This is a genomic window from Giesbergeria anulus, from assembly GCF_900111115.1.
GTDB lineage: Bacteria > Pseudomonadota > Gammaproteobacteria > Burkholderiales > Burkholderiaceae_C > Simplicispira > Simplicispira anulus.
Window position 1 is genome coordinate 618,432 of record NZ_FOGD01000002.1, and the last position, 9,423, is coordinate 627,854.

Annotated in this window: 16 protein-coding genes and 1 pseudogene; 14 read left to right on the forward strand and 3 right to left on the reverse strand. The window is 56.6% G+C overall.

The annotated features are described in order from the left end of the window. The 3 genes from BMX55_RS06790 to BMX55_RS06800 are packed head-to-tail and all read right to left on the reverse strand — an operon-like array spanning window position 1 to window position 1,542. A complete protein-coding gene (locus tag BMX55_RS06790; RefSeq protein ID WP_091454739.1) occupies window positions 1-876 on the reverse strand; it encodes a hypothetical protein in 876 nt (291 codons plus the stop codon). A 30-nt stretch (window positions 877-906) separates the two neighbouring features. Further along, window positions 907-1,308, reverse strand: coding sequence for an IclR family transcriptional regulator (locus BMX55_RS06795; protein ID WP_245751306.1), 402 nt, complete (start codon window positions 1,306-1,308; stop codon window positions 907-909). A gap of 39 nt (window positions 1,309-1,347) precedes the next feature. Continuing rightward, window positions 1,348-1,542, reverse strand: a complete 195-nt coding sequence (locus BMX55_RS06800; RefSeq protein ID WP_091454743.1) for a DNA-binding protein — start codon at window positions 1,540-1,542, stop codon at window positions 1,348-1,350. A gap of 89 nt (window positions 1,543-1,631) precedes the next feature. Here BMX55_RS06800 and BMX55_RS06805 point away from each other — a divergent pair, with 89 nt between their 5' ends. The 14 genes and pseudogenes from BMX55_RS06805 to BMX55_RS06865 form a co-directional block, all read left to right on the forward strand. After that, the gene (locus BMX55_RS06805) at window positions 1,632-2,111 is read left to right on the forward strand and encodes a helix-turn-helix domain-containing protein (RefSeq protein WP_091454745.1); all 480 of its coding nucleotides are present in this window, start codon (window positions 1,632-1,634) and stop codon (window positions 2,109-2,111) included. Between the two features lie 105 nt (window positions 2,112-2,216). Next, the gene (locus BMX55_RS06810) at window positions 2,217-3,281 is read left to right on the forward strand and encodes a hypothetical protein (RefSeq protein WP_143059587.1); all 1,065 of its coding nucleotides are present in this window, start codon (window positions 2,217-2,219) and stop codon (window positions 3,279-3,281) included. Between the two features lie 57 nt (window positions 3,282-3,338). Beyond that, complete coding sequence (locus BMX55_RS06815) at window positions 3,339-3,842, forward strand: DUF4124 domain-containing protein (protein WP_091454751.1); 504 nt, start codon at window positions 3,339-3,341, stop codon at window positions 3,840-3,842. Window positions 3,843-3,911: 69 nt separating this feature from the next. Further along, complete coding sequence (locus BMX55_RS06820; protein WP_091454753.1) at window positions 3,912-4,427, forward strand: hypothetical protein; 516 nt, start codon at window positions 3,912-3,914, stop codon at window positions 4,425-4,427. A 345-nt stretch (window positions 4,428-4,772) separates the two neighbouring features. Next, window positions 4,773-5,150: a putative holin gene (locus BMX55_RS06825; protein ID WP_091454756.1), complete on the forward strand. Its 378-nt coding sequence runs from the start codon at window positions 4,773-4,775 to the stop codon at window positions 5,148-5,150. A 3-nt stretch (window positions 5,151-5,153) separates the two neighbouring features. Continuing rightward, window positions 5,154-5,750, forward strand: a complete 597-nt coding sequence (locus BMX55_RS06830; protein ID WP_091454759.1) for a transglycosylase SLT domain-containing protein — start codon at window positions 5,154-5,156, stop codon at window positions 5,748-5,750. Beyond that, window positions 5,747-6,163: a hypothetical protein gene (locus BMX55_RS06835; protein ID WP_091454761.1), complete on the forward strand. Its 417-nt coding sequence runs from the start codon at window positions 5,747-5,749 to the stop codon at window positions 6,161-6,163. Before BMX55_RS06830 ends, BMX55_RS06835 begins: the two co-directional genes overlap by 4 nt. Next, complete coding sequence (locus BMX55_RS16400) at window positions 6,120-6,269, forward strand: hypothetical protein (protein WP_177172815.1); 150 nt, start codon at window positions 6,120-6,122, stop codon at window positions 6,267-6,269. Before BMX55_RS06835 ends, BMX55_RS16400 begins: the two co-directional genes overlap by 44 nt. Continuing rightward, window positions 6,266-6,502 (forward strand): TraR/DksA C4-type zinc finger protein, encoded by a 237-nt coding sequence (locus tag BMX55_RS06840; RefSeq protein WP_091454764.1) that lies wholly within the window; start codon window positions 6,266-6,268, stop codon window positions 6,500-6,502. Before BMX55_RS16400 ends, BMX55_RS06840 begins: the two co-directional genes overlap by 4 nt. Further along, window positions 6,499-6,891 carry a hypothetical protein gene (locus tag BMX55_RS06845; RefSeq protein ID WP_091454767.1) on the forward strand — a complete coding sequence of 131 codons (393 nt, stop codon included), beginning with the start codon at window positions 6,499-6,501 and terminating at the stop codon, window positions 6,889-6,891. The genes BMX55_RS06840 and BMX55_RS06845 overlap by 4 nt, the downstream gene beginning before the upstream one ends. Further along, window positions 6,878-7,189 carry a hypothetical protein gene (locus tag BMX55_RS06850; protein WP_091454769.1) on the forward strand — a complete coding sequence of 104 codons (312 nt, stop codon included), beginning with the start codon at window positions 6,878-6,880 and terminating at the stop codon, window positions 7,187-7,189. Before BMX55_RS06845 ends, BMX55_RS06850 begins: the two co-directional genes overlap by 14 nt. Window positions 7,190-7,194: 5 nt before the next feature. After that, window positions 7,195-7,779, forward strand: coding sequence for a phage protein Gp27 family protein (locus BMX55_RS06855; protein WP_091454956.1), 585 nt, complete (start codon window positions 7,195-7,197; stop codon window positions 7,777-7,779). Further along, window positions 7,779-9,194: a phage terminase large subunit family protein gene (locus BMX55_RS06860; protein WP_091454772.1), complete on the forward strand. Its 1,416-nt coding sequence runs from the start codon at window positions 7,779-7,781 to the stop codon at window positions 9,192-9,194. Before BMX55_RS06855 ends, BMX55_RS06860 begins: the two co-directional genes overlap by 1 nt. Beyond that, window positions 9,187-9,423 (forward strand): annotated as a pseudogene (locus tag BMX55_RS06865) (DUF935 domain-containing protein); the annotation flags it as partial. The gene BMX55_RS06860 and the pseudogene BMX55_RS06865, both read left to right, overlap by 8 nt.

Consider the following 9,423-nt stretch of genomic DNA (forward strand, 5'->3'; position numbering starts at 1 on the left):
TTATTTAGACCATTGCGCCACTTCGGCGGCCAGGGCGGCATCGGCAGCAGTGCTGACATCAGGCAAGTTGAATTCCTCACGCAGCGCATTCAGATCGGCCTGCACCTGCCCCACCAAACCAGCCATAAACACCGTCTTGCCTGTGCCATCGGGGGCGTCGTTCAAGGCTTGCAGTGCTTGGCGCAGGCCACCCCGGATAGCCCCCAGCGCATCGCGGGTGATGGCGGTGGCCTCTTTCATGGTCTTTTCTAAGGCTTCGTCAGGCGGTAGCTTTTGGATGAGTTGTTTTTCGCGTTCAAGCTGGTCAATCTTGGTGTTCTTGTTCACCATCAGCTTTTCGACGGCCTCTTTTTCGCCAGACAATTCGCGTACCTTGGCCCGCAACTGGCTGGCGCTCAGGCGGTCGATGTCATCAAGTTCGGCCACGCTTTCCAGCACGTCGTCGTCATGGGTAACCAGTTCTAGGAATGCGCTGGCACTTTTGACCTGCGTGCTCAAAAGTTCCAATTTGGAACTTTTGATGGTTTTTGCTGCAGCCTGCATGAACCGAAAAGCCGTCGTCTTGGCAAATCCCAACATCTCTACGCGCTGTGTAAATTCACCGTGCGGGGTCAATTCCTTCAAGATCAGCAGGCGTTTGCCCGTTTCCAAAATAGCTTCGACCGTGCGCTTTTGATAGAAGCGGATTTCATCTTCCAACGCACCCACGGTCATTGCGCCTTGGTAGCCCATGTGATGGGCCACTTCTTTGGCTTTGGTGCTGGCATCCATAGTCAGGATGGCCAACTTATCCACCGGGTTGGTGGCATTCAAAGGTAGGTCAATGGTGCGGTCGTCAACGACCGCAACTTGGGGGGTGGGGGTATGGCGAGCCATAGATAAATCTCCAAAAAATAAGGGCTAGGGTTAGCGGGGGGTGCGCTCAGCCAACGCTTCGGCGCTGTGGCTGTGTGGGCGATAGCGTTGGTCAATGCCAGCGGCATCACCGACGGGAACGCTATAGCGCTGGCTGAGGTCGTCCAGTTGGCGCTTTGCCGCATTTAGGTTGCTGCCCACGGTGACCGCGATGCGGACAAACTGCACGCCCAAACGCCAGCGTTTGGTATGGGCTACCTGTTCTACAAAACCTGTGCTGGCGAGTGCAGGCAGGTTCTGGCTTACCCAGCTTGGTGCTACATCCAGCCCCTTGGCAATTTCTCCGGGGGCCAAGCCCAGTACCTCGTGACCTGCCAAAAGGCGAAATAGCTCACAAGTTTTGCGAATAGGGCCTGCCAAGGTGGCAGCCGATTCATTCGTTGCAGATGCCATGTGTGAAAATCCTTCGGAATAAGTAGTTGGAGATGGGTCTCAGGCCGTGGTCTTGGTCTGGTCTGGCTTGAGTCCCAGCTTCACGGCGATGTCGTGGGCTGCCCCTCGGGTGCCCTTGTCAAAGCCGTTGAGCACGCGCAGTACTTGGTTGGGCCGATAGTTGTGGTCTTTGGCCCACTGGGTGAAGGTTTCACCGCGTGCACGGAACTGCTCTTTGATTTGATCGGGGGTCATTGCGTCCTTTCGTATGTCAAATTGATTTGCTATGTGGTGGATTATGGGTAAAAAATTACCCATTTGCAATAGTCAATGGGAATTTATTTATGCACACTGGTGAACGAATCAAAGAAGAGCGCGAACGACTGGGCCTCAGTCAGGCGGACTTCGCAGCACTTGCAGACTCCACGCGCAAAACACTTTTCAATTGGGAAAGTGGTGCAGCTACACCCAATGCAACTGTCCTTGCAGCTTGGGCCACCCACGGTCTGGATGTGCTGTATGTGGTGACAGGCCAGCGCAGTCCCTCAATGCCTGCTACTGATCCTGCCGAGCAGGTGTTGCTGAACAGCTACCGCCGCTGCGGTGCCCAAGCCAAACAAAACCTCATCCAAACGGCGGCCCTGCTCAGCGCTGGTTTGGGCAGTTCGGCTATAGCTACACCAGCCCCCAGTAGTAAATCCCGAACTAGGAGCGCAGCGGGAGGCCGGGGCAGCATCCGCATTGATGGCACTGTGCATGGTCATGTGGTGCAAGGCGATGTGGTGCAACACGGGCCGGTATCGATGGCGCAGGCTAAAACCTAAGCACTAGGGGGGTTGCATGGGTTGGAAATTCCAAAAACGCATCCAGCTGCCGCCCTGTTTCACACTCGGCCTGGACATCGGAAAAATAGACTAAGAGGTGAGGCGATGTACTCTGCCCATCCTTTGGCTACCTGCCTGCTGGATGCGACACGGCTGCGGTCTTCGCATCGCCTTGACTATCAAAAAGATGTGCGCTGGCTTTTCCAATTGCGGCTGGAGCAGTGGCAAACAGAGCTGGGAGCACCACTGCGCTTGCAGCAGCCTAAGTCTCTGATTGCGCGACTTAGGCGTGACGATGCGCGTGTGTTTGACGAAGCACCGTACACCTATGCCACTGGCCTAGAAGCTGCTCCCTTTAAGACCATTGATGCAGGCTTCTGCATTGGGTACGGGTTTGATGACTACAGCATGAGAGCGCTGAATTACGCCTGTGTCAAACCTTGGCAATCAGGGCCAAGCAGCTATCTGGGGGCAGGTGCTGCACTATTGGGCAGCTTTGCGGTAATACTTGACCGCAAACCTATGGGGAACGTTCCCTGCCTACCTGACCCGGCTGTTCAGTGCGTGGCCCGCGTGGAATGGCCGCACGGTAAAACGCGCAGTGTGCAGGCATGGCAAGGGGTCTGGATAGATGAAAAACGCTTGCACTCAACACTGGCACAAGCATTGCGAGCAGTGCCCATAGATGCCGTGGTGTGGGCTGCAACAAGATGGCCCCCTGTTTCTGCCAATTACATGAGTCTGTTCATGGAACACTATGGTCACTTGGATGCAGATGAGGTCGCATTGCGTAAGCGGCTGGGATTTCCTCCCAAGGGCAAGCCAGTGGGCGAGGAGATTCTCTACCGCTCGGTATGCGAGGCGTTCACGACTGAACCTGTGTTGCGTCGGTATCGAGGGCGGGAAATGGAAAGACTGGAACTGGACATCTTTCTGCCTGAGCGTCGTCTAGCATTTGAATATCAGGGCGACCAGCATTTTCGCCCTCTCAAGCACTGGCAAGGAGAAGATGGCTTTGCAAGGCAACAACAGCGCGATGCTCGTAAACGTGTTCTATGTGCCGAATTGAATTACCAATTGGTGGAGATGGAATCCGGGGATGATTTGCGACGTGAGGGAGTCATAGAAACCCTGCGTCGCAAGCGCTTCATAAAACCAGAGTTTTGTTAGCGCAGAAGAAGAACCGGGATAGCTGTAAAACTTTTACCACAATCACAGGAGCGACACATGAAGACCTTGGTAGTCATAGCTGCAATCGCCAGCAGCATTGCCTTCGCCCCAGCTTGGGCCATCAACAAATGTACGGGCGCTGATGGCAAGGTCACGTATCAGGAGGCAGCGTGCTCCACGGATGCTAGAGGTGCCTTACAGAACCCGTCCCCCGCCCCACCAGCAGACCACCGGGTAATGAATCCAGCAGATGTGGCCCGCGCACTGGATGCGCAGATGAAAGGAGACATTCTTGAGGAAATTGGAAAAAATGCACAAGTGCGCGCAAAGGAAATGCAGGGATACAAACCAGCACCGCTTGAGTCCCCACCGCCTAGTGTGGTGTCAGTGGGAATGTTGCCCAGCCAAGTAAAAGCCGCTTGGGGAATACCCAGCGCAATTAATGAAACGATGACTGCTTCAGGCAAAAGTGAGCAATGGATTTACAGTCGTGGAAGTCAATCTGCTCAATACGTTCATTTCTTCAATGGGGCAGTGATTTCTGTATCGACATATCGGTAACAGTCAACATTGACAACCATTAACTCACCTATACAGAACATCGACCCATGAAACAGGAGTAAACGGGACATGACCGCTATCGGCCACACAGGCAGGCAGAAGCTCAATCGAGACTTTCAGCGCAAACTGCTGGAGCAGCTTGCCAACTATTACCCGCACTCTCACGTAGGCTGTTGGACAGAACTACATGAAGATGAGGCGACCGTCAAAGTCAACTTGTTCTATCTGCAAGATCACGGTTTGCTGGAGACAGATGCCCGCGTTGAGCGGAATTTTGGTGGTGGGTTTGCCTATGTATCAAGCAAGATCACTCAGCGAGGATTGGACTTCCTTGAGGACGATGGTGGCCTGAGCGCCATCCTCGGAGTCCAGATCATCAAACTGCACGATGACACTATTCGCGAGTTGATCGCACTCAAGATCAACCAATCTGACTTATCTCCTCCTGATAAGCGCAAATTGCTTGATGGGCTTCGAGAGCTGCCCGCCGAGTCCATAAAACACCTCGCCATGAAATTGATTGACATGGGTCTGGACAAGGCCCCAGACGCATTTCAGTGGCTATCCAGTCTCTACTCCGGTTAATGCCACTAGGCGAGACCACACGTTCAAAGCGCATCCACCCCACTTGCTGCACTTGCAGCCAGAAAAATGGAGTATCGCCCATCCCTGAAATTACCCGCCCATTGGGATGCAACACAAGGGATTCGATTTTCGGGCTTGTGGTGTCCGTGGTAGGTATGGGTGATAGAGCGTGCATAGAATCCCAACAAAGGGTGCTCACCAATCAAGCGCTCGGGCGTTCTGCTGGCAGGCATAAATAGGGGGCAAGTTTTCCGGCCATGTTGGAATGATGGGGGCGGGCCACCCCCCTGTGAAAATGATGCGCTCCATTGATTGAAAACGGTCTGCCCGCAGCACCATGCGGGCATGACCACCCCATCCCCACGCCCTTCCAAAATTCCCCGCCCCCGCCTGTGGGGCTGGCTGCTCATCACCTTAGTGCTGCTGACTGCTGTTTGGCTGATTGCCCCCCAGCAGTTGCCCGTCAGCCTGTACAAACTCAGCCTAGTCACCCTCGCTGCGGTGGTGGGCTACTGGCTCGACCGCAGCCTCTTTCCTTACGCCCGACCTGATGCCTTTTTGGCGTTTGAAGGCGAACCGGAACCAGTCCCTAAAGAAGACCCTGACACCCTGTTGGTTCAACTCACGTCAGACCAGCCACTGCTCCATATCATGGGCATTGCAATGCTGCGCCGCGCCATCATCGTTGGCTGTGCCATGCTGGCAATGGGCTTGGGGGCCTGAGCCATGTTGTGGTGCATCCTACTGGCATGGTGTGGCTTTTTCGGCCCCACCGCCCAAGCCCAGCCCATACCCGCACAAGCCCCACGCTACCGCTTAGAACTGGTGCGCGCTGCCCACAGCCAATGGGGGCTAGACGCCCCTATTGCGACACTAGCCGCGCAAGTTCACCAAGAAAGTGGCTGGGATCCACAGGCTATCAGCCAAGTAGGGGCGCAAGGCATGGCCCAGTTCATGCCCGCCACCGCTCGCTGGTGGTGCCAACGGCAAGGCATCACCACTCCCCAATGCCAACCCCAAAACCCCACTTGGGCACTGCGGGCCTTGGCGGGCTACGACAGATACCTTTTTGACCGAACGCCCACGTACTTGAGCGACTTTGAACGCCTGTGGGTGGCGCTGCGGGCCTACAACGGCGGCCTCGGCCACTGGCAAGCGGAGGCAGCAAGTACCGGGCTTGCGCGGCCCACGCGCAGCCAAGTCGATGCAGCCTGTGGCAAAGCCCGACGCCATATCAGCCACTGCCCTGAAAACCTGCGTTACCCCCACCGCATTCTGTTGCTGCTCCAGCCCCGCTACAGCACTTGGGAGCCGGGCCTATGAGCCGTGCCGCCATCGCCCTTGGCTTGCTCTTACTGGCACTGGCCACTGCTGCCGGGGGTTACTGGCAAGGCCAGCGCGATGGGCAAGCCGCAAGCGTCGCCCGCCAAGATGCCCAAACCGTACAAGACCTGAGCGCACAACTGACCGCCCACGCCGACCTCATCAAGCAATCAGGTGCCGCCAGCCGCCGCTTGCGCCAATCACTGGCCCAGCGCGAACAAGCCGACCAGCAAACCACCAAGGAATTACGCCATGCCCTGGCCACGACTGCCGACAGCCGTACTGGTTGTGTCTTTCCTGCTGGCGTCATGCGCAGCCTTGCCGACGCCCAAACCCGTGCTGCCCAAGCCGCTGCCAGCGGAATTGGCCGTGCGCTGCCCACCACCGATACCAGCCCCACAGGACAGCGGTGAAGTCGATGCCGTCGCCCTCACCCTCAAAACCATGTACGACCTCTACGGCACCTGCGCTGGGCGCTTGGTCGATTTACTGAACTGGATGGACTCAGAAACACCATGACAGATGAGATTGACCGCGCCAACGAGCGTATGCAAGAAATGCTGGGCGATGCCCTGCGCGATCAGGCCCGGCGCACCGGCTGGGCCGGTAAAACGACTGCGGACTCTGCGCATTGGTGCCAAGCCGACGACTGCGATGCAGAAATCCCCGCAGCCCGGCGTGCCGCTATCCCCGGCTGCCAGTTCTGTGTCGCCTGCCAAGCACAGCTGGAAAACAAGGGGAAGCGCCCATGACGCTGCAAGTTGAATTCTGGCAACTGCTGGGCCTACTGCTATCGGGTCTGGGAGGGCTGTGGGCTGTAGTTAAACATGGCCTAGGTCAATCACAACGCCATCTTGACGAACGATTTGCCCTGCAAGACGCCACCCGAGAAGCCAACCACAAGGCGCTGGCCACCCGCTTGGATGGCATGGAACAAATCAACCGCGATGAAGCGGCGCAATGGCAGCGCATTGAGCGTGACCTATTGAAGATGCAGGCCGACATGCCCCTGCACTACGTGCGCCGCGAAGACTACATCCGGGGCCAAAGCGTCATCGAAGCCAAGCTCGATGCGCTCGGCTCCAAGCTGGAAGCTGCCCAGCTCCGCGCAGCTACTGGAGGACACCATGCAAGCCATTGACCATCCCCGTCTACGCCGCGAAGCCCTGCGCTGGCTGATTTTGCTCACTCTCAATAACGCCCGTCCTGTGGGTGCATTTGAATTGCTGGTGCTATCGGTAGCCCAAAGCGAATACCCCGACGCCACCGCGCTGGAGCTGCGCCGCGAACTGGACTACCTGCATGGCCGGGAGTTGGTACATGTGGACAAACAACCCAGTGGCAAATGGTTTTCCGAACTCACCCGCCACGGCGTCGATGTAGCCGAATACACCGTGGCTTGCGAGCCGGGCATTGCCCGCCCAGCCAAATACTGGTGAACAACATGGGCCGTAAAAGCACCATCAGCCGCTTGCCGTCGGAGATCAAAAGCTATATCGAAGCCATGCTGGCCACGGGCGGGCAGACGCTGGACGAGCTGATTGCTGACCTGCGCGAGCGCTTCCCGGCAGAGGCCCATGCAGGAGACCTGCCCAGCCGCAGCGCTATTAGCCGCTATGGTCAGAAGCTAGAGCGGCGTTTGTCTGCCATTCGGGCCAGTACCGAGGCGGCTAAATTGATTCAAGCCCAAGCCGGTGATGACAAGGATGCACGCAGTGAAGCATTGACCGCCCTGATACAGACCGAACTCTTCGAGGCCATCTTGGCATTGCAAGAAGCGGACGACTCAGACGATGACAACAAGATCGACCCCAGCGAACGTGTCGGAATGCTCAGTACAGCGGCCAAAAATATCGCCACCTTGACCCGCTCCAGCGTCAACCTCAAGCAGTTTCAGGCCAAGGTAGAAGAAGAAGCCCGCCAGCGCCTGCTGCAAGAACAGCGGGCCAAGCTCGATGCGATGGACAGCAAAGGCGGCGTGACTGCGGAGACCAAAATGGCAATCCGGGAAGCGTTGGGGATTTTGTAATGGGCAAGATCAAGGGTCGCGCCAAAATCATCCCAGCAGATCGGGACGCCATCTTTCTGCCCTTCCAAGCCAAGTGGATCAAAGATACAGCGCGTATCAAGCTGATGGAGAAGTCACGGCAAATTGGCATCAGTTGGTCTACTGCATATGGTGCCGACGAACGCGCTGCTGCTCAAGGTGCTCGCTTCGACGAATGGGTCAGCAGTCGTGACGACATTCAAGCTCGGTTGTTTATTGAGGATTGCAAACTTTGGGCAGGCATCATGGGCATGGCTGCTAAAGACCTAGGCGAGGTAGTCCTTGATCCAGAGAAAAAACTCAGTGCCTATGTATTGCAATTTGCCAGCGGCAGACGCATTCACAGCATGAGTAGCAATCCGGACGCTCAGGCAGGCAAACGTGGCAGCCGTATCTTGGACGAATTTGCTCTTCATCGTGAACAACGCAAGATGTGGGCGATTTCTTATCCTGGCATTACATGGGGCGGCAGCATGGAGTTGGTCAGCACCCACCGGGGTTCGCACAGCTTCTTTAACCAACTGGTGCGGGAAGCCCGACACGGGGGCAATCCCAAGCGCATCAGCCTGCACCGGGTCACACTTCAGGATGCGTTGGAGCAAGGATTTTTGTTCAAACTCCAACAGGCTCTACCCTTAGATGCCGAGCAGCAAGACATGGATGAGGCTGCCTACTTTGAGTATGTCAAAAACGGCGCTGCCGATGCAGAGTCATTCGAGCAGGAATACATGTGTGTTCCTGCGGACGATGACAGTAAGTTTCTGGAATATGGACTCATCACAGCGTGCGAATATCCGGGCCACAACATTTGGCTGCGGGGTCTGGAAGACCTCTTTCAAGGGCGCTTGTTTGCAGGCGTAGACATTGGCCGCAAAAAAGATCTGACCGTGTTGTGGGTGCTAGAACAACTCGGTGATGTCTTTTTCACCCGGCGTGTCGAAGTGATGGAAAAGATGCGCAAGAGTGCTCAGGAAGCCATCTTGTGGCCCTGGTTTGCTCTGTGCGACCGCATCTGCATTGATGCCACGGGTTTGGGGATTGGCTGGGCTGACGATGCTCAGGACAAATTCGGTGCCCACCGTGTAGAAGCTGTCACATTCACCGCCCCCATTAAAGAAGCACTGGCCTACTCGCTCAAAGGAGCGATGGAAGATCGACTGGTACGCATCCCGGACGACCCCAGAATTCGCGCCGACCTCCGCAAAGTGCAAAAAACCACCACAACGGCAGGCAACATCCGTTTCGTTGCCGAAAGCGAAGGGGACGGCCACGCCGACCGCTTTTGGGCCTTAGCTTTGGCACGCCATGCGGGTGCCAACCCCACAGCGCCCCTTGAATACACAAGCGGAGGCCCGCGTGAGAGCAGCCAGCCACTAGGAGACTTCATCTATGGCTAAACGCACCCAGCCCACCCGCCACACCCCGATGACAGCACCCCAGCGGCCAGAACTCGATACCGAATTTGCCCACCGCCTACGCGACCCCTTTGAGCAGCACTACATGGGCGTGCTGCGCACCAACGACCCCCTGCTGTTAGAGCGTGGCAACGGCAGCGTCGAGTTGTACCGCGACCTCAAGCGCGACGGAAAAGTCTTTGCTGGCCTGCAAAAACGCCAACTTGCACTG

What these genes read in the sequence shown, in the direction of transcription:
- BMX55_RS06800 (WP_091454743.1), bottom strand. Translation starts at nt 1,542, where the DNA reads ATGACCCCCGATCAAATCAAAGAGCAGTTCCGTGCACGCGGTGAAACC.
- BMX55_RS06840 (WP_091454764.1), top strand. Translation starts at nt 6,266, where the DNA reads ATGACAGATGAGATTGACCGCGCCAACGAGCGTATGCAAGAAATGCTG.
- BMX55_RS06845 (WP_091454767.1), top strand. Translation starts at nt 6,499, where the DNA reads ATGACGCTGCAAGTTGAATTCTGGCAACTGCTGGGCCTACTGCTATCG.
- BMX55_RS06815 (WP_091454751.1), top strand. Translation starts at nt 3,339, where the DNA reads ATGAAGACCTTGGTAGTCATAGCTGCAATCGCCAGCAGCATTGCCTTC.
- BMX55_RS06820 (WP_091454753.1), top strand. Translation starts at nt 3,912, where the DNA reads ATGACCGCTATCGGCCACACAGGCAGGCAGAAGCTCAATCGAGACTTT.
- BMX55_RS06825 (WP_091454756.1), top strand. Translation starts at nt 4,773, where the DNA reads ATGACCACCCCATCCCCACGCCCTTCCAAAATTCCCCGCCCCCGCCTG.
- BMX55_RS06810 (WP_143059587.1), top strand. Translation starts at nt 2,217, where the DNA reads ATGTACTCTGCCCATCCTTTGGCTACCTGCCTGCTGGATGCGACACGG.
- BMX55_RS06830 (WP_091454759.1), top strand. Translation starts at nt 5,154, where the DNA reads ATGTTGTGGTGCATCCTACTGGCATGGTGTGGCTTTTTCGGCCCCACC.
- BMX55_RS06790 (WP_091454739.1), bottom strand. Translation starts at nt 876, where the DNA reads ATGGCTCGCCATACCCCCACCCCCCAAGTTGCGGTCGTTGACGACCGC.
- BMX55_RS06850 (WP_091454769.1), top strand. Translation starts at nt 6,878, where the DNA reads ATGCAAGCCATTGACCATCCCCGTCTACGCCGCGAAGCCCTGCGCTGG.
- BMX55_RS06805 (WP_091454745.1), top strand. Translation starts at nt 1,632, where the DNA reads ATGCACACTGGTGAACGAATCAAAGAAGAGCGCGAACGACTGGGCCTC.
- BMX55_RS06835 (WP_091454761.1), top strand. Translation starts at nt 5,747, where the DNA reads ATGAGCCGTGCCGCCATCGCCCTTGGCTTGCTCTTACTGGCACTGGCC.
- BMX55_RS06795 (WP_245751306.1), bottom strand. Translation starts at nt 1,308, where the DNA reads ATGGCATCTGCAACGAATGAATCGGCTGCCACCTTGGCAGGCCCTATT.
- BMX55_RS06855 (WP_091454956.1), top strand. Translation starts at nt 7,195, where the DNA reads ATGGGCCGTAAAAGCACCATCAGCCGCTTGCCGTCGGAGATCAAAAGC.
- BMX55_RS06860 (WP_091454772.1), top strand. Translation starts at nt 7,779, where the DNA reads ATGGGCAAGATCAAGGGTCGCGCCAAAATCATCCCAGCAGATCGGGAC.